Annotated in this window: 14 protein-coding genes and 1 tRNA gene; 7 read left to right on the top strand and 8 right to left on the bottom strand. The window is 73.3% G+C overall.

Annotated features, from left to right (window positions below; all coding sequences use genetic code 11):
- Window positions 1–24: 24 nt before the first annotated feature.
- Window positions 25–2613 carry a bifunctional FO biosynthesis protein CofGH gene (locus AB0O11_RS23725; protein WP_363390382.1) on the top strand — a complete coding sequence of 863 codons (2589 nt, stop codon included), beginning with the start codon at window positions 25–27 and terminating at the stop codon, window positions 2611–2613.
- Window positions 2614–2775: 162 nt separating this feature from the next.
- A complete protein-coding gene (locus AB0O11_RS23730) occupies window positions 2776–3891 on the top strand; it encodes an ADP-ribosylglycohydrolase family protein (protein ID WP_363390385.1) in 1116 nt (371 codons plus the stop codon).
- 105 nt (window positions 3892–3996) lie between these two features.
- On the opposite strand, the gene AB0O11_RS23735 is transcribed toward AB0O11_RS23730, so the two are convergent.
- The 3 genes from AB0O11_RS23735 to AB0O11_RS23745 all read right to left on the bottom strand — a co-directional run bounded on the left by AB0O11_RS23735 (window position 3997) and on the right by AB0O11_RS23745 (window position 6387).
- A complete protein-coding gene (locus AB0O11_RS23735) occupies window positions 3997–4212 on the bottom strand; it encodes a DUF397 domain-containing protein (protein ID WP_363390388.1) in 216 nt (71 codons plus the stop codon).
- A complete protein-coding gene (locus AB0O11_RS23740; protein ID WP_363390391.1) occupies window positions 4209–5072 on the bottom strand; it encodes a helix-turn-helix transcriptional regulator in 864 nt (287 codons plus the stop codon). The genes AB0O11_RS23735 and AB0O11_RS23740 overlap by 4 nt, the downstream gene beginning before the upstream one ends.
- Window positions 5073–5646: 574 nt before the next feature.
- Window positions 5647–6387 carry a GPP34 family phosphoprotein gene (locus AB0O11_RS23745; RefSeq protein ID WP_363390393.1) on the bottom strand — a complete coding sequence of 247 codons (741 nt, stop codon included), beginning with the start codon at window positions 6385–6387 and terminating at the stop codon, window positions 5647–5649.
- A gap of 298 nt (window positions 6388–6685) precedes the next feature.
- Here AB0O11_RS23745 and AB0O11_RS23750 point away from each other — a divergent pair, with 298 nt between their 5' ends.
- Window positions 6686–9097, top strand: coding sequence for a hypothetical protein (locus AB0O11_RS23750; RefSeq protein ID WP_363390396.1), 2412 nt, complete (start codon window positions 6686–6688; stop codon window positions 9095–9097).
- A gap of 124 nt (window positions 9098–9221) precedes the next feature.
- On the opposite strand, the gene AB0O11_RS23755 is transcribed toward AB0O11_RS23750, so the two are convergent.
- The gene (locus AB0O11_RS23755) at window positions 9222–10760 is read right to left on the bottom strand and encodes a glycosyltransferase family 39 protein (protein WP_363390399.1); all 1539 of its coding nucleotides are present in this window, start codon (window positions 10758–10760) and stop codon (window positions 9222–9224) included.
- A 242-nt stretch (window positions 10761–11002) separates the two neighbouring features.
- Between AB0O11_RS23755 and AB0O11_RS23760 the strand changes: the two genes are divergently transcribed.
- Both AB0O11_RS23760 and AB0O11_RS23765 read left to right on the top strand, forming a co-directional pair.
- A tRNA-Arg gene (locus AB0O11_RS23760) sits at window positions 11003–11075 on the top strand.
- A gap of 262 nt (window positions 11076–11337) precedes the next feature.
- Complete coding sequence (locus AB0O11_RS23765; protein ID WP_363390402.1) at window positions 11338–13806, top strand: ABC transporter permease; 2469 nt, start codon at window positions 11338–11340, stop codon at window positions 13804–13806.
- 42 nt (window positions 13807–13848) lie between these two features.
- On the opposite strand, the gene AB0O11_RS23770 is transcribed toward AB0O11_RS23765, so the two are convergent.
- Window positions 13849–14730, bottom strand: coding sequence for a carbon-nitrogen hydrolase family protein (locus tag AB0O11_RS23770; protein ID WP_363390405.1), 882 nt, complete (start codon window positions 14728–14730; stop codon window positions 13849–13851).
- A gap of 51 nt (window positions 14731–14781) precedes the next feature.
- The gene (locus AB0O11_RS23775) at window positions 14782–15633 is read right to left on the bottom strand and encodes a phosphatase PAP2 family protein (RefSeq protein WP_363390408.1); all 852 of its coding nucleotides are present in this window, start codon (window positions 15631–15633) and stop codon (window positions 14782–14784) included.
- Window positions 15634–16057: 424 nt separating this feature from the next.
- Between AB0O11_RS23775 and AB0O11_RS23780 the strand changes: the two genes are divergently transcribed.
- Together AB0O11_RS23780 and AB0O11_RS23785 are read left to right on the top strand one after the other, a co-directional pair.
- Window positions 16058–17029 carry a sigma-70 family RNA polymerase sigma factor gene (locus tag AB0O11_RS23780; RefSeq protein ID WP_363390411.1) on the top strand — a complete coding sequence of 324 codons (972 nt, stop codon included), beginning with the start codon at window positions 16058–16060 and terminating at the stop codon, window positions 17027–17029.
- Between the two features lie 150 nt (window positions 17030–17179).
- Window positions 17180–17401 (top strand): hypothetical protein, encoded by a 222-nt coding sequence (locus AB0O11_RS23785; RefSeq protein ID WP_363390414.1) that lies wholly within the window; start codon window positions 17180–17182, stop codon window positions 17399–17401.
- A gap of 35 nt (window positions 17402–17436) precedes the next feature.
- Here the strand turns inward: AB0O11_RS23785 and mscL are convergent, their stop codons facing one another.
- Window positions 17437–17856 (bottom strand): large conductance mechanosensitive channel protein MscL, encoded by a 420-nt coding sequence (gene mscL, locus AB0O11_RS23790; protein ID WP_363390416.1) that lies wholly within the window; start codon window positions 17854–17856, stop codon window positions 17437–17439.
- A 30-nt stretch (window positions 17857–17886) separates the two neighbouring features.
- Window positions 17887–18171, bottom strand: coding sequence for a hypothetical protein (locus tag AB0O11_RS23795; RefSeq protein WP_363390419.1), 285 nt, complete (start codon window positions 18169–18171; stop codon window positions 17887–17889).
- Window positions 18172–18253: the final 82 nt, after the last annotated feature.

Below are 18253 nucleotides of genomic sequence, written 5' to 3' on the forward strand. Positions count from 1 at the left end.
CCATCGCTGGCGTAGGGTCACGCCATGGACGGAACCGCCATGGACGCCAGCACCCCGCCGACCGCGAACGCGATGCGCCGAGCCCTGCGCCGCGCCCGGGACGGCGTCGCCCTCGACGTGACCGAGGCTGCCGTGCTGCTCCAGGCCAGAGGCGAGGACCTGCTCGACCTCTGTTCCAGTGCCGCCCGGGTCCGGGACGCCGGCCTCGAAGCGGCCGGCCGCCCCGGCGTCATCACCTACTCCAAGAGCGTCTTCATCCCGCTCACCCGGCTCTGCCGCGACAAGTGCCACTACTGCACCTTCGTCACCGTTCCCGGCAAGCTCCGCCGCGAGGGCCACGGGATGTACATGTCCCCGGACGAGGTGCTGGAGGTGGCCCGCCGGGGTGCCGAACTCGGCTGCAAGGAAGCCCTGATCACGCTCGGCGACAAGCCCGAGGACCGTTGGCCCGAGGCCCGCGAGTGGCTGGACGCGCACGGCTACGACGACACCATCGCCTATGTGCGCGCCATGTCGATCCGCATCCTGGAGGAGACCGGCCTGCTGCCGCACCTCAACCCCGGGGTGCTGAGCTGGACGGACTTCCAGCGGCTCAAGCCGGTCTCCGCCTCCATGGGCATGATGCTGGAGACCACCGCCACCCGGCTGTGGAGCGAGCCCGGCGGCCCGCACTTCGGCTCCCCGGACAAGGAGCCCGCCGTCCGGCTGCGGGTGCTGGAGGACGCCGGGCGCAGCTCCGTCCCGTTCACCAGCGGCCTGCTGATCGGCATCGGCGAGACGTACCAGGAGCGCGCCGAGTCGCTGTTCGCGCTGCGCAAGGTCTCCCGCGCCTACCACGGCGTCCAGGAGCTGATCCTGCAGAACTTCCGGGCCAAGCCGGACACCGCGATGCGCGGCATGCCGGACGCCGAACTGGACGAGCTGGTGGCCACGGTGGCGGTGGCCCGGCACCTGATGGGCCCGGCCGCCTGCCTCCAGGCCCCGCCGAACCTGGTGGACGGTGAGTACGAGCGGCTGATCGCGGCCGGCATCGACGACTGGGGCGGGGTCTCCCCGCTCACCCCGGACCACGTCAACCCCGAGCGCCCCTGGCCGCAGATCGAGCGGCTGGCCGAGCGCTCGGCGGCGGCCGGCTTCGCACTGCGCGAGCGCCTCGCGGTCTACCCCGAGTACGTGCGCCGCGGCGAGCCCTGGCTCGACCCGCGGGTGCTGCCGCACGTGCGCGCCCTGGCCGACCCGGCCACCGGCCTGGCCGACCCGGACGCGGTCGTCCGCGGCCTGCCCTGGCAGGAGCCCGAGGACCTGCCGGAGTCGTACGGGCGCACCGACCTGCACGCCACCATCGACACCGAGGGCCGCACCGGCGACCGCCGGGCCGACTTCGAGGACGTGTACGGCGACTGGGAGGTGCTGCGCGAGCAGGTGCTCGCGCAGGGCGCCCCCGAGCGGCTGGCCGGGGACCTCCGGGAGGCCCTGGCGGTGGCCGCGGACGACCCGACGAGGCTGACCGACGACCAGGCGCTGGCCCTGTTCCACGCGGACGGTCCGGCCCTGGACGCGCTGTGCCGGATCGCCGACTCGGTGCGCCGGGACGCCGTCGGGGACGACGTCACCTACTGCGTCACCCGGAACATCAACTTCACCAACGTCTGCTACACCGGCTGCCGCTTCTGCGCCTTCGCCCAGCGCCGCACCGACGCGGACGCCTACACCCTCTCCCTGGAGCAGGTCGCCGACCGGGCCGCGCAGGCCTGGGAGGTGGGCGCCACCGAGGTCTGCATGCAGGGCGGCATCCACCCGGACCTGCCCGGCACCGCCTACTTCGACATCGCCCGCGCGGTGAAGGAGCGGGTGCCCGGCATCCACGTGCATGCCTTCTCGCCGATGGAGGTGGTCAACGGCGCGACCCGCACCGGGCTGTCGATCCGGGACTGGCTGCAGCGGGCCAAGGAGTCCGGCCTGGACACCATTCCGGGCACGGCCGCCGAGATCCTGGACGACGAGGTCCGCTGGGTGCTCACCAAGGGCAAGCTGCCGGCCGCCACCTGGGTCGAGGTGGTCACCACCGCGCACGAGCTGGGCATCCGCTCCTCGTCCACGATGATGTACGGGCACGTGGACACCCCGAAGCACTGGCTGGGCCACCTGCGGCTGCTCGCGGAGATCCAGCAGCGGACGGGCGGTTTCACCGAGTTCGTGACCCTGCCGTTCATCCACACCAACGCCCCGGTCTACCTGGCCGGCATCGCCAGGCCCGGCCCGAGCGCCCGGGACAACCGCGCGGTGGTCGCGATGGCCCGGCTGCTGCTGCACCCGCACATCCCCAACATCCAGACCAGCTGGGTCAAGCTGGGCGCCGAGGGCGCGGCCGAGATGCTCCGCTCGGGGGCCAACGACCTCGGCGGCACGCTGATGGAGGAGACCATCTCGCGGATGGCGGGCTCGGCGTACGGGAGTTACAAGTCGGTGCGCGACCTCCAGGCGATCGCCGGGGCGGCGGGGCGCCCGCACCGCCAGCGCACCACCACGTACGGCGAGGTGCCGGCCGAGCGGCAGGCCGCGGCGCTGGCTTCGGACGGGCACCTGCCGGAGCTGCTGCCGGTGCTGGACTGATCCCGGGCGGCTTCCCGGCCGCCGCCCGTGCGGCGGCCGGGACGGGGCACCGAAGTCCGAGGGACGGCGTCGATTCGATCGGCTCTTCGAATACAGTGCGAGGGCGCGCGCCCGGCCGAGCGTCGCGCGGCCCCCACACCCGAGGAAAGGCGCCCCGTCGTGATGCCACTGTGGTCACGCGCCCAGCAGCAGGACTACCGCAGCCGGGTGCGGGGCTGTCTGCTCGGCGGGGCCATCGGCGACGCGCTCGGTGCCGGCGTCGAGTTCGAGTCGCTGGAGAAGATCCGGGCCCAGCACGGCCCGCAGGGCGTCACCGGCTACGTCCCCGCCTACGGGCGCACCGGCGCCGTCACCGACGACACCCAGCTCAGCCTCTTCACCGTCGACGGGCTGATCCGCGCCCACATCCGGCGCGACAGCGGCAGCTGGCACCCGCCCACCGACCTGCACCTGGCCTACCTGCGGTGGGCCGCCACCCAGCGCGACTGGGGTCCGGACGAGCGCCGCCCCGACCTCGGCTGGCTCGGCCGCGAGGAGTGGCTGTACGCCCAGCGCGCCCCCGGCCAGGGCTGCCTGTCCGGCCTCAGCGGGGCCGACGCCGAGCGGCTCGGCACCCTGGAGGCCCCCAAGAACCCGCACTCCAAGGGCTGCGGCACCGTGGTGCGGGCAGCGCCTTTCGGGCTGCTCACCACCTGGGAGCCGGGCCTGGTGTTCCAGCTCGCGGTGGAGTGCTCGGTGCTCACCCACGGCCACCCCACCGGCTACCTCGCGGCGGGTGCGTTCGCGGTGATCGTCCAGTCCGTCGCCCGCGGCGGCACCCTGGAGGAGGGCGTCCACCTCGCGCTCGCCCTGCTCTCCGAACGGCAGGCGCACGAGGAGACCACCGCCGCGCTGCGGGCGGCCCTGGACGCGGTGCGGGCCGGCGAGCCGTCCGCCGACCGGGTCGAGGCGCTGGGGGAGGGCTGGGTGGCCGAGGAGGCGCTGGCGATCGCGGTCTACAGCGCCCTGGTCGCGCACGACGTACGCTCGGGCCTGCTGCTCGCGGTCAACCACTCCGGTGACAGCGACTCCACCGGCGCGATCTGCGGGAACCTGCTCGGGGCCCTGCACGGGGACACCGCGCTGCCGCCGGGCCTGCTGGCCGGGCTCGAAGGGCGCGGGACGATCCTCGAACTCGCCGACGACTTCGTGCTGGAGCTGGTGCACGGCGCCGAACTGCACGACCGGCAGACCCCGGAGGGCGCGAACTGGATCGCCCGCTACCCGGTGGTGAGCTGAAACCGGTCTCCTGGTGCGGAAGTTGCCCGTAGCGCCGACCGCCGTCGACGGGCGACGGACACCGCTACGGGCAACTGGTCCGAGTGCGGAACCGCGTGGGGCGGGTCAGCCGGGGAGCTCGCCGAAGGCGCCGCCCGCCGCCGCGCAGGCGAAGGCGTTCCAGGCCTCGGTCGAGAAACGCAGCTGCGGGCCCCGTGGGTCCTTGGAGTCACGGACGGCCACCTCCCCCGCGCCTGGGACGGCGATCTCCACACAGGCGCCTTGGCCCCCGCTGTGACTGCTCTTGCGCCAACGGGTTCCGTACTCGGACGGGGTGATCATTCGTGGAATTCCTTCTCGATGTCGGCTATCAGCGACCGGCTCTCCGTGACACCGAGTGCGGCCGCTCTCAGGTAGTCGTACAGACCGGTATAGCGGCGCACGTCCGCCTCCTTCTCCAGGTAGAGATCGCTCGTCACACCTTCGAAGTAGACAACCGTGGAATCGGCTGACTCGGGGAACTCCAGCAGCGAGAATGTCCCGGTCATGCCGGGATGGGCGCCGTGCGAGAACGGGATCACCTGGATGGTGATGTTCGGGCGCTGGCTGAGCTCCATCATCTGCTGCAGCTGCTGGGCCATCACCGCCTTGCTGCCGACCTCGCGGCGCAGCACCGCCTCGTCTATGACGGTCCACAGGCTGCCCAGCTGGTTCTCGCCGTGGACGCGCTCCTGGCGCTTCATCCGGACCTGGACCCGGCGCTGCACGGCGACCGCGTCGGTGTCCGGCTGGGTGCCCTCGACCACGGCCTGGGCGTAGTGCTCGGTCTGCAGCAGGCCGGGAACGAAGGAGGACTCGTACGCGCGGATCGAGGAGGCCTCGGCCTCCAGCCCGATGTAGACGCTGTACGGGGTCGGCATGTCGTTGAAGTCGTGCCACCAGCCGCGCTGGCGTGACTCCTTGGCCATCTCCATCAGGCTGGCGCGCAGCTTGTCGTCGGGCACGTTGTACACGTCGCAGAGGTCGCGCACGTCGCGCTGGCTGATGCTGCGGCGGCCGTTCTCCAGCCGGCTGATCTTCGACTGGGAGACCATCAGCCGGCCGGCGACCTCCTCTGCCGTCATGCCCAGGCCCTCGCGGAGCTTGCGCAGCTCCGAACCGAGGCGCCGGCGGCGAACGGTGGGATTGACGTTGGCGGACACTTCGACCTCCGGCCGGACCTCTGGTGCTCGTTGGAACGGCAGTCCTCGGAACACTTCGGACATTGGGACCAACCCCCCTGACTTGGAGCAGCATGTCACCTTGGGCCAGGTCGGCGCCGGGGAATCACAGCAGCGCGGTAGAACAGATCATCGGAAAAGCACTTCCGCGAGACAGCGAAAGCCCCCAGGTGGTAATGCGGCTCGGCGACTCGGACAGGTGCTGCGGTGGCCGTCCCCGGACCGGCCCGCACGTGCCCCCGGCACGTGCGGGGGCGGGCCGCTGCCGGGTGTCCGGGGACGGCAGAGGGGCGGTCGCCGGGCGACTCGCGTCGCGGGGCGACCGCCCCTCGGTGCTGCTGGTGGTGCATCCGGCGCTCGGCGTGCTTCCTGGTGCCGGTGGCACCGGCCGTGCGTCGGGTCGCTCAGCGCCGTCGGGCAGCGTGAGCGGGGTGGCGTGCGCCGTCGGGTGCGCGGCCGGTGGCGTCGGGCGCCGTGGTGGCTGCCCGCCCGGCCGTGCGGACCGTTCAGGCCCGGGCGGTCCTCCGGGCTTCCCCGGTCCTCCAGGCCTCCCCGGTCAGCGGACGCCGACCCGGGAGACGGGGGCCCGCCCGCCCGAACCCCGGCCCGCCGTACGGGCGCCGGGACGGCCGGCAGTGGCCCCGGAACCCTGGGAAGAACGGTTCTGCTGTGCCGGCAGGCCGTTCTGCACGTCCATCACGGCGTGCGCGACCATCCCGCCCAGCGGGTCGTACCGGATCAGGTCGCGCAGCCGCGACCGCGAGGAGCGGCCCTCGTTGCCCGGGTACAGGTGCTTGCCCAGCCCGACCGAGTGGGCGAGCGCCGCCAGCGCGGCCGTCCGCGGGTCCGGCGGAACACCGGTGCGGATCGCGGTGTCCAGCCGTTGCTTGATCGCGGCGTTGGTGCAGTCGTCGGACGCCTGGTACCGGGTCGTCGGCAGCACCCCGCACACCTGGCCCGGCACGGCCGTGACCATGCCGCAGCGCTCCAGGTGCGCCAGATAGGTCTGCCGCAGCCCCAGCCGGGGCCCGCCGATCCAGTGCACCGCGCGGACCGGACTGCCGCGGCGGCGCAGCAGTTCCAGTGCGTGGTCAAGGGTCGGGTCGCCGGTCGGCCGTGCGAGCACGACGGCGATCCGGTCTCCCTCCGGTACGATCCGTCCGGCCAGGGACAGCTCGACGAGCTGCGCCCCGGCGAGTCCGAGGTCGAGGGTCTGCGGCTGCGCCGTGGTACCCGTGGTCGGGTCCAAAGCGAGCAGCAAGAGTTCCTCGGGAACAGTTCTGCGGCTCTTGCCCATCCAAGCCTCCCCGCGTGGATGAGAGACAGGGTGACGCCTCTCACACGGGCTTGTCGAGTACGCCTCCGAATCGTGACCTTGCGGCGAAGGCGCGGAACCGCCGGCGGCAGGCCTTGCGTCTGACCGGTGAACAGGCCGCGGTGTGGCCGGGCGACGACAATAAGCGCCGGTCGGGCGGGGTGTGCGCGGCGGGAACGGCCGCCGGTGGCGGAGACTGTACAGGTACACGGGGCGGGGCGTCGGCTTCCCGAAATCGGGTTCGCCGGTGCCCCGCCGGGCGTTGAGGAGGCTGGGATACGTGGGCGAGTCCCCCGACAGGGTGCTGAGGGACGGCGAGGGGCGGCAGCGGGACCGCGAACGCGAACGGACCGGTCCGGAGACCGGCGGCGCCGAGCCGGCCGAGGGCGGCTCCGGTCCGGCGGCCGCCGGGACGTCAGCTGCCGCCGAGGCGACTGCCGAGGCCTCCTCCGGCACCTCGTCCGACACTTCGTCCGACGCCTCCCCGGACAGCCCCGCGGAGACCTCCGACGAGGCGGCCCCGGAGGCGTCCGCCGACGCTCCGGCGGCAGCGCCCAAGGGCGGCTCGACCGTGCAGCTCCGCGTCCGGGATGTGGACAGCAGGACGACGATGCTGCGGCTGCCGGCGGACAACAAGACCACCGCGCTGCGGCTGCCCGAGGAGCTGGTGAAGGCTGCCGGCGCGGGGAGTCCCGAAGGTGAGGACGGGAAGAAGGAGTCCTCGTCGGAAGCCGCAGAGGCGGCCGAGCCCGCAGGGCGTCCGGTCGCCGCCGACCCGCGTCTCGCCATGCGGACGGGCGGCGCGGCGGCGGCGAAGGCCGAGGAGAAGGCCGCCGGACCGGCCGGGGAGGCCGGATCCGAGGGCGGCTCCGAGCAGGCGGCCGTACCGGCCGAGAAGGCAACCGACGCAGCGGTCGATGACGCCGACGAGGCCGACGAGGCCGACGGGACGGAGCAGGCCGGGAAGTCCGAGGCCGGGAAGGCCGGGAAGTCCGAGGCCGGGAAGGCCGAAGACGCCGGGACCGGGGACGATCCGGAGACCACCGGCGACGCCGGGGACACCGGCGCCGAGGACGCTGCGGCCAACGGCGCCGTGACCCTCGCGCTGACCAAGACCGGGCAGCCTGGTCAGCAGTCGGGTCAGGCCGAGAAGCCGGAGAAGCCCGCGTCGCTGCGCGCGCCCGCGGCCGGTGCCGTCCCCCCGGCCGGCACCGTGCCGGAGCCGAAGCCCGAGCCGCATCCGGAGCCCAGGCCCCTCCCCGAGCCCGAGCCGACCCCCGGCCCGGCGCCGCTGCCGAAGCCGGCTCCGGTGCCCGCCCCCGTGCCGCCCCCGAAGCCGCTGCCGGAGCCCGACCCGCAGCCGGTGCCGCCGGTTCCGCCGCTGCCCGCGCCGGAGCCGCTGCCGTCGCCGGAGAACACCGCCGAGGCTATGGAGGTCCTGGCCTCCCTCAACGCCCGCCCGGTCTCGCCGCTGCGGCGCGCCCTCAAGCGGGTGACCATCTGGACGGTCTTCTTCGCCGTGGTGCTCGGCGCGCTCGTGGTGGCCCAGCTGCTGCGCCCGCTGCCCGACCCCAAGCTGAAGACGACCGCCGCGGGCAGCTACAGCTTCTCCGGCGACGCGCTCGACCTCGCCTGGCCGGCCAAGGGCCAGTCCGCCGTCGAGGTGGTCGGCGTCGGCAGCCTCGGCAGTTCGGGCCAGGAGACGCCGGCCTCGATCGCCAGCGTCACCAAGGTGATGAACGCCTACCTGATCCTCCAGAAGTACCCGCTGAAGAAGGGGGAGAGCGGCCCGAAGATCGTCGTCGACAAGCCGGCCGCGCAGGAGTCCGGCAACGTCGACGAGTCCAAGGTGACGCTCACCGAGGGCCAGGTGCTCACCGAGTACCAGGCGCTGGAACTGCTGATGCTGCCGTCGGCCAACAACGTGGCCCGGCTGCTCGCCCGTTTCCACTCCGGCTCCGAGGCCGAGTTCGTCAAGGCGATGAACGACACCGCGGCCAAGTTCGGCATGGCCAACACCATCTACGCCGACGCGGCGGGCTACAACCCGGACACCAAGTCCACCGCCAAGGACCAGCTGAAGCTGGCCGAGCAGGTCATGCAGGACGAGATCTTCCGGCAGATCGTCTCCACCTCGGAGACCAACTTCAACAACGCGAAGATCCCCAACACCAACAACCTGATCAACCCGAAGACCGGCGTCATCGGCGTCAAGACCGGCTCCAGCACCCCGGCCGGCGGCTGCCTGATGTGGGCCGCGTACAAGGAGATCGGCGGCGTGCGGCGGCTGATCCTCGGCGTCACCCTGGGCCAGCAGGCCACCTCGTCCAACCCCGGCGACGGCATCCTGCCGACCGTGCTGAAGGTCAGCGGCAAGCAGATCCAGGCCGCGCAGAACGGCCTGACCGGCCAGACCGTGGTGAAGAAGGGCGACGTCGTCGGCTCGGTGGACGACGGGCTCGGCGGCAAGGTCACGGTCGTCGCGACCAAGGACCTGGTGGTGGCGGGCTTCCCCGGCGTCTCCGGCACGGTCACCCTGGACACGTCGAAGATCGGCCACAGGGAGCAGGCCGGCAAGGAGATCGGCGTGCTGCGGGTGGGCACGGGTGAGGACAAGGTGGAGGTCCCGGTCGCCCTTCAGTCCGACCTGAACCCGCCGTCCATCCAGTCCCGGCTGCTGCGCACGCTGTGAGCCGCTGAGCCGCTGAGCCACTGAGCCGCCGAGGCGTCGAACGCAGGAAGAACAGGAAGAAGGGGAGCCGGTCCGCACCGGCTCCCCTTCTTCCTGCGTGTCCGCCCTCCCTCGCCCGAGTTCGCTAGGCGTTCGGGTCGAGCAGTGCGAGCGTGAGCCCGCCGAGCGGCGTCACCCGGTCCGGTTCGCCGTACTGGCTGCGGAGCACCTGCGCCTGGTCCGCCGGTATCGAGCCCAGCGGGTCCTCGGTGTCGCCGAGGACCAGCAGCCAGATCCGGGACGCCCCGCCCAGGCAGTCCTCCGGCCGCGGGCAGGGCGTCGGCCAGAGCTCCTCGGCGTCGTCGGCGCTCTGTGCGACGAAGACCGGACGGGGGCGCACGTCCGAGGGCAGGTAGTAGCTGACGCCCGGCCAGGCCATCGCCCAGGACTGGTCGCCCAGCGGGGCCGCCATCCCGTCCCCGGAGCGGTAGCCGGCCGAGATCTCCCGGGCCGCCGCCTTGAACGGCTCCTCCGAGCCGTTGTGCGAACCCACGTACCGCAGCGCGGGCTGCTCCGGCAGCGTCGCCACGGCCGGTACCGCGAGCAGCCCGGCCGTCAGCAGCCCGGCCACCGCGACGGTCCCCCGGGGCGCCCGGCCGCGCCGTCGGGCCAGGGCCGTCACCGTGCCGTACACCGCCCCGGCGCCGCCGCCGGCCAGCACCGCCCAGGCGGGCACCGTGAACAGCAGGTACCGGTCGAGGAAGTACGAGGTGTCGCTCAGCCGGGACACCAGCCAGACGCTCACCACCGGCAGCTCCGCGAGCAGCAGCACCTGCCAGGCCTGGATCCGCCGGCCGGGCAACGCCAGCGCCAGCAGCACCAGCGGGACGAAGGCGTAGAACACGACGTCCGAGCCGAACAACTGCTCGCCGAAGGAGGCGAGGCCGCGCGTGGAGGGGACTGCGATCCAGCCCAGTTGCCGGTCCGACTGCTGGCTGCCCAGCTGCACCACCGGCAGCACCGGCAGCGCTGCCACCGCAACCGCCAGCGGGTACTGCCACAGCAGCCGCCGGTCCGCCTCCGCGCGGGTGCGCCACAGGTGCAACGCCAGGAGCCCCACCTGCCCGGCGACCGTGCTGAAGGAGATCAGGTGCCCGGTGCCGGCCAGTGCCATGGCCACGCAGTACGGCGCCCAGCGCCGCCAGGTCGGCCGCTCCAGCGCCCGCAGCAGGAAGTACGAGGCCGCCGCGATCGCGCAGGTCACCAGCGCGTAGGAGCGCGCCTCCTGGGCGTACCGGGAGATCTCCGGGGGCACCGCGAGCAGCAGCCCGGCGGCGACCGCCGCCACCCGGCTGCCGAACAGCCGCTCGGCGGTGAGCGCCGCGAGCGCCGCAGCCCCGGCCATCGCCAGCACGGACGGTGCGCGCAGGGAGACCGTCGAGTCGCCGAACACCGTCGTCCAGCAGTGCATCAGCAGGTAGTACGCGCCGTTGCTGGCGTCGACGTGCTGGAGCAGCCGCAGCAGGTCGCCCAGCGAGCGGGTGGCGACCGTCCAGGTCGCGATCTCGTCCCGCCACAGGTCCGGAGTCCCCAGCCGGTACCCACCCACCGCCAACATGACCACCGCGGGCCACACCCACACCTGCCCCAACAGCCGGCCCACCGGGTGCACAGCAGGTCTCATCAGGTCCTTCGCCTCCTCAGCGCGACGTGCCGGGACGGATCCCACCCTGCCCGGCAGGCTACTGGACCCGCCCTGAGGCCCCGTCGGCCGCCCACGGCCCCTCCGTCGCCGTGAGGCGCGCCCTGCGGACCCGGCCGGGCCGCGACGCCGGCGCCCTTGATCCGGCAGGAACCACAGGACGCGCCCCCGAGCCCCACCCCTGATCCGGTACGCTGTGAACGGCCTGGTAGCACCCGGGCCGCGCCTCAGTAGCTCAGGGGATAGAGCACGGCTCTCCTAAAGCCGGTGTCGCAGGTTCGATTCCTGTCTGGGGCACAACGAACACGCAGGTCGCAGGCCCTCCGCCCACTCGGGCCGGAGGGCCTGCGGCATTCCCGGAGCCGCCGCTGCCCTCCCGTGGGACCGGCGTCAGGGGCGGCGTACCTCTCCGGGAGGAGGAGGCGGAGGGCGGCCGTCCACCCGCGGAGTGATCATGAAGCAGACCTCGTGCTGACGGGCCGTGGTCACTTCGCTCCTAGGCTCGACGAGACCCCTGCCGGAGCACCGTTCCCGGTCAGGGCGGACGAGCCGGGGAACCATGACGACGTACCGATACACCGTGGCCGAGCTGCGCGGCCAGCTGCGCCAACTGCTCCTGAGCGGCGCCGCCATCGCGCTGGGGGTGGCCTTCCTGATCGCCTCCGTCAGCGGCAGCGGGGCTCTGGTGGACTCCTACAGCCAGACCGCGGCCGCCGAGGTCGGCCCCGGCGACATCCAGGTGACCAGGAAGGCCGCGGCCGGCGGGCTGGACGCGGCTGCTGCGGAGCGGGTGCGGCAGACCGCCGGGGTGGCCGCGGTGGCTCCACGGCTGACCGGCAAGGGCGGCGTGCTGACCGCCGACGGGAGGCCGCTCGACCGGACCGCCGCGGTCAGCGCCGTCGCCGAGGACCCGGCGCTGCGCTGGCAGCTGCTCAAGGACGGCCGCTGGCCCGCCGGCCCCGGCGAGGTGCTGCTCGACACCGGGACGGCGCACCGGCTGGACGCCACCGTGGGCTCCGAGGTGCACCTGGCCCGGGCCGACGGCACCGCCGCCACCGCCCGGCTGGTGGGCACCCTGGACGAGCGGGGCGCACCGAGCCTCGCCGGAGTCCCGATCATCGGCGTCCCGGCGAGCGTGGTCGCCGGCTACGCGACCGGTGTCACCACCGACCGGCTCGACGTCAGGGCCGCCCCGGAGGCCTCCCGGACCCGGACCGTCGAAGACCTGCGCGCCGCCCTCGGCACCGGCACCGAGGTGCACACCCGCGAGGCCTCGGTCACCGAGGTGACCCGGCAGAGCAGCACCATGTACGGCATGGTGCTGATCGCCGCGCTCTCCTTCGTCCTGATCGCGCTCGCGGTGGCGCGGATGGTGGTCGGCAACACCTTCACCGTGGTGCTCGCCCAGCGGACCCGCCAGCTCGCACTGCTGCGCTGCGTGGGCGCCGACCGTCAGCAGCTGCGCCGGCTGATCCGCCGGCAGGGACTGCTGCTCGGAGTGGGCGCCTCGGCGGCCGGCGTGCTGCTGGGGGTCGCCCTCGGCGCGCTCGGCACCGCCGTGGTCGGCGGGCTCGACCTCGGGCCGGTGCACCTGTCGCTGATGCCGTCCCCGCTGACCTGCCTGCTGGCCGGGCTGTTCGGCGTGCTGCTGACCCTGCTGGCCGTTCGCGGCCCGGCCAAGGCCGCCGCGGCCGTGCCGCCGGTCGCCGCGCTCGGCGGCACCCCCGCGCCGTCCGGCGGGGCGGCCAGGGTGCGGGCCGCGGTGTGGACCGGAGTGCTGCTGCTCGTGGGCACGGCGTTGCTGGTGGCCGGTGCGCTGACCCCGCCGCCGCTGTCGCTGCTCGCCGTCACCGTCGGTGCCATCGCCAACTTCTTCGGGGTGCTGCGGCTCTCCCACCGGGTGCTGCCCGCGGTCGTCGCCGTGTTGGGCCGGCCCGCCCGGAAGCTCGGCGGTACGGCCGGGCGGCTCGCCACCCAGCAGCTGCGGCTCAACCCGGGCCGCACCGGGGCCACCGGCTCGGCGCTGTTGCTCGGGGTGACCGTGATGGTCGGCGCGGTCACCGCACTGGACGTCACCTCGCAGTCGCTGGTGCCCGTGGTCTCCGCGCGCCAGCCGGGGGTCTTCTCGGCGGCCGTCACCGGCGGCGGCGCCCTGCCCGCCGGTGCGCTCGGTGCGCTCGGCGCCGAGCACGGGCTGACCGTCACCCCGGTCCGCTCGGCCACCGTCGACCTCGACGGCCGGTCCACGGTGGTTGCCGCCGTCGACCCCACCCGGCTCAACTCCTCGGCGGACGACGTGGACCGGGCCCGCGCGCTCACCGAGGGCGCCGCACTGAGCATGCTCGGCGAGACCGGGGTGCGGCGGGTCGGCGGCGTCGAGCTGCGACTCCAACCCGGCCGCAGCAGCCTGCCGTTCACCCTGCAGAGCGGCGCCACCCTGCTGGTGACGCCCGCGACCCTGGACCGCCTCGCCCCCGGCGCATCCGTCACCACGGCCTGGATCAGCCCGGCCGCGGGCGACGACCGGCCGACCGCCCGTCGCGCCCTGGACCGTGCCCTCGCCGACCACCCGCAGGTGACCGTCGCCGACACGGCCGCCCAGGCGGACACCCTGCGCTCCCTGCTGGACCGGCTGAAGACCGTCAGCATGGCCCTGCTGTCCTTCTCCGTCGCCATCGCCGGCCTCGGCGTCGCGGCCACCCTGATGCTCAGCATCAGCGAACGCTCCCGCGAGATCGGCATGCTGCGTGCGATCGGGATGTCGCGCGAGCAGCTGCGCCGGATGCTCACCCTGGAGGCGCTGCTGCTCTCTCTCGCCGGCGCGCTGGTCGGGACCGGCCTGGGCGCCGCCTACGGCTGGGCGGCAGCCCGCTCGATCGCCTCGACGGTGGGCACGGTCGGCACTCCGCCGGTCCTGCCGGTGCTGGCCGCCCTGGGCCTGACCGTCCTGGTCGGCCTGGCCGCCGCGGTGCTGCCGGCCCGCCGGGTCGGGCGGATGAGCGCGGTGGCCGCGATGCGGGCTGCCTGACCGCAGTCGCGGCCGGTGCGCCGGGAGCCGGCGGCCAGGGGCTCAGGCCAGGGTGAACCGGGCCCGGGGCGCGGGCGGCCGGCCGGTGGCGAGGGCGAGGTCGGCGAGGAGGGTCTCGGTCTCGCGGGTGGTGCGCAGGACGGCCGGGTCGAGGTCGACGACGACGAGTTCGCGCCGGTCCTCGCTCGCCTCGGCGATCAGCCGGCCGTCCGGGCCCCAGACCGCGCTGCCGCCGCAGGTGTGCCAGCCGCCGGTGTGGCCGATGTGGTTGGCGAGCACCGTGTAGAGGGTGTTGTCGAGTGCGCGGGCCGGGAACCAGGTGCGGGACTCGTGGTGGCCGTGGCCCGTGCTGAACAGCGCGCCGACCAGGTAGGCGTGGCAGCCGTCGAGCGCGGCCGCCCGGGCGTGCTCGGGGAAGCCGGAGTCGTAGCAGATGCCGAGGCCGAGCCGCCAGCCGTCCAGTTCCACGGTGCAGCCGGCCGTCCCGGGGCGGTAGTGCTCGCGTTCGCTCTTGAACAGGTGTTGCTTGTCGTAGCGGGTGACGAAGCCGCCGTCCGGCCCGAGGACGAGGGCGGAGATGCGCAGGTCGGCGCCGTCCTGTACGGCGGCGCCGACGATCGCGGCGGTGCCGGTCTCGCGGCAGGCCTCGGCGATCGGCGCGAGACGCGGATCGCCGGGCTGGACCGCGTACTTGACGGGGTCGGTGCGGATCAGCTCGGGCTCGTACCCGGAGAGGAACTTCTCCGCGAACAGCACCAGCCGGGCGCCGGCCCGGGCGGCCTCACGGATCAGCCCGGCAACCTGGGCGACGTTGGCGGGTATGTCGCCGGCCACGGCCTGGGCCTGGACGGTGGCGATCCGCAGCGGGCGCTCGGGGTAGCCGGCGGGCGCGGTGGGGGAAGTGGGGGTGAAGGTGTCGGACATGGCCGTCACGCTAGCGGGGCGGCCCGCAGTGGTGGGTGGGGTGACGGAAACTCAGCGGACGGTCTCGTCGGGCCGGTCGACGGGGCCGCCCGCAGCCTCCTCGGTCCGTACGGCGTCCGGCCCGTCCTCGTCCAGCGGGGCGGCGGCGCGTGCGGACCGCTCGTCCGACACGACGACCCGCTGCACCCGGGGCCTGGTGCGCCAGTTGACCCGCCGTACGTCCCGGGCCAGCGCGCCGGGGCGCCAGACCTGGATCACCGCGGTCACGGCACCCAGCACGATTCCGGCGGCCAGCCAGCCGGCCAGCACGTCGCTGGGCCAGTGCACTCCGAGCGCGACCCGGGTCCAGCCGATGGTCAGCACCGTTGCCGCCGCCACCAGGCAGGCGGCGGTCCGGCCGCGCCGGTGGACCCGGTACCAGAGCAGGCCGACCAGGACGGAGCAGGTGATCGCCGAGGCCATGGCGTGCCCGGAGGGGAAGGCCGGGCCGCCGGCGTGCGAGACCGGATCGGTGAAGGAGGGGCGGCTGCGGCCGAAGGCCAGCTTCAGCGCCCACTGGGCGCCCCAGCCGATCAGGGCCTGGGCGGCCACCCAGCCGGCCAGCACGCGGGCGCCGATCAACCAGAGCCACCCGGCTGCGATCCCGAGCAGCGTACGCATCGTGACGGTGCCGCCGATGTCCGAGAGCGTCTGCACCGAGGCGGTCCAGATCCGGTGCTCCCGGGCATAGGTGTGCAGTTCGCCGATCCACTCCTGGTCGAAGCGGACCAGCGGGCGCCACTGGCCGGTGACCAGAGCCGCCAGGAGGCCGAACAGCGCGGCACAGCCCAGCGCGAGCGCGGCGTCCCGAAGGAGACTCCGGTTACGCGCAGCGAGGGGGGTCGTGCTGTTGGTCAGGTGCATGGCTGACACCTTCCCAGTGTCCAGTGCCGAGCAAGAGCCGGAGTGATAGCGATTCGGCATCGTTTGTGAGGAGGACCTGCGTGCGCCGGGGTGTGGCGCGGACGGAAAACGGGGCGCGCGGGGAACGTCGGCGGCCCTTCGCGGGTTCAACGGGTAGGCGGCGGTCGCGTGTGGGTCGAGTGAAAAAAATCGCTCCCGGAGCGGTCGCCCGGTGGCACGGGAAGTGCTCGGCCGGTCACTCATTGTCCAGAACCGGCATGAAAATCAGCAGGATACTGCATCGCCGGGAAGAATCTGAGGGACTTGGGAATGTTGTCCGGATTCTGTTCGTTGGATCGTTACGTGTGAGGCCCCAGGGGCCCGCACTTCTTGCCCTCACGAGGCAGGCAGGCAGACCTCGGCAACACGAGCAAAGGGAGCAAGCATGGCCACCCGTGCCGTCGTTCGCGACAGGGCCGACCGGAGTCGCGCGGCCCGCCCGACCAACCTGGAGGCCGACCGTGACCTGGTCGGCATGTACCTCGACGAGATCGCCAGGACACCCCTGCTCGATGCCGCCGAGGAGGTCGAGCTCTCGCTGCGGATCGAGGCCGGCGTGTACGCCCAGCACCTGCTGGAGGAGGGCGAACTCCCCGACGGCGTCACGCGCGAGGAACTGGAGGCGATAGCCGCCGACGCCGAGCGCGCCAAGGACGTCTTCATCCGCTCCAACCTCCGGCTCGTGGTCGCCGTCGCCCGTCGCTACCCGCGCAGCGGCCTGCCGCTGCTGGACCTGATCCAGGAGGGCAACGCGGGCCTGGTGCGCGCCGTCGAGAAGTTCGACTACGCCAAGGGCTTCAAGTTCTCCACGTATGCGACGTGGTGGATCCGGCAGGCGATCACCCGGTCCATCGCCGACCAGTCCCGCACCATCCGGCTGCCCGTGCACCTGGTGGAGGAGCTGGGGCGGATCCGGCGGGTGCAGCGGGAGAAGTCCAAGGAGCTGGGCCGCGAGGTGGAGCCGGCCGAGATCGCGGCCGAGTTGGACACCACCGAGGCCCGGATCAAGGACGTGCTGGACTGGGCGCGCGATCCGGTCAGCCTCAACATGTCGGTCGACGACGAGGGCGAGACCCAGTTCGGTGACCTCGTCGAGGACACCGGGGCCACGTCCCCCGAGGACGCCGTGATGGTCATGCTCCGCCGCGAGGAACTGGACGACCTGATCGGGCGGTTGGACGACCGCACCGCCTCGATCATCCGCTCCCGCTACGGGATGGAGGACGGCCGCGAGCGCACCCTCACCGAGGTGGGCAAGCAGCACGGCCTCACCCGCGAGCGGATCCGCCAGATCGAGAAGCACGCGCTGGCGGAGCTGAAGAAGATCGCCGACCACGCGGGCTTCGAGGCCGCCTGAGAGTCCGCCCGAGCGTCCGCCTGACGGACCACCCGGCCCCACCGGCCGAGCCTCACCCGGGCCCTGGCGCGGAGCACTCCGCACCCGGGCCCGAGGCATGCCACGGGGCTCTTAGGCTGGAGGGAAGGGACGAGCGAGGGAGTGGACAGCGTGAACGATCAGGGACAGGAACAGGACCAGGAACAGGACCAGAGCCAGGAGCCGCGGAAGGCCGCGGCGGCCAAGGCCCGGCTGGTCTTCCGGGACCCGCTGGACCAGCAGTCCAGGGACGACACCGACGCCGGCTGGGGAGACCGCCCCGGGGCCGGTGGCAGTGGCGGGCGGGGGCTGGACTGGTACCTGAGCCAGCGCCCGCCGCACCACGGGGGCTGAGGAACGAGGAGTGGGGGGCGAAAGGCGCCTGCCGGTCAGCGAAGCGGCGTGACCAGCGCGTCGCGGATCTCGGTCAGCAGTTGGACCTCCTTGAGCTCGGCCTCCGCCGTCTCCTCGGCGGCGGTCTTGCGGTGGGCCGCCAGCTTGTTCATGGGCACGATCAGAACGAAGTAGACGACTGCCGCGGTGATCAGGAACTGGAGCGCGGCGCTGAGCACCGATCCCCACAGGATCAGGATTCCGGACGTGACCTCACCGGTCGGGCTCACCTCGCAAGGCCCCTTGAGGCAGGAACTGTAGGACGCGAGGTCCTTCGTCCCGAAGACGCCGACGAGCGGATTGATCACGCCCTTGACGAAGGCGTTGACGATGTTGGTGAAAGCCGCGCCGATGACCACGGCCACGGCGAGTTCGACGACATTTCCACGCAGCAGGAATTCCTTGAAGCCTTTCATGCCGCCTCGAACGACGAATCCGATTCCCGGTTACGGGTGATCTTCCGCGGGCCCGGATTGACAACCCGTCCGGCCCAGCGCACCCCCCTGGGGCGGCGGCAGCCCGGCCCGCGCGGGCCCCAGCGCGAGTGCCGCCGCCACCGCGAGCAGCACCAGCACGGGCACCCCGGCCCGCCGCCGCACCGCACTGCGCCAGCGGTGCCACCTGCCGCACCCGCGCCGGATCGGCGGGAAGCTCGGCAGCTCCTGCCGGGGTGGTACGGCGGGCGCGGGCAGCGGGAGGGGCAGGGGCAGGGAGAAGCTCGCGGTCGTCATCGACGCACCTCCGGGGTGTCGGCGGGCCGGCCTCTCGCGGACCGGATGCCCACACGATGAGCGTTTCCGGCGAACTCGGAAA

It is taken from the genome of Kitasatospora sp. NPDC093102 (genome assembly GCF_040683915.1).
Taxonomy (GTDB): domain Bacteria; phylum Actinomycetota; class Actinomycetes; order Streptomycetales; family Streptomycetaceae; genus Kitasatospora.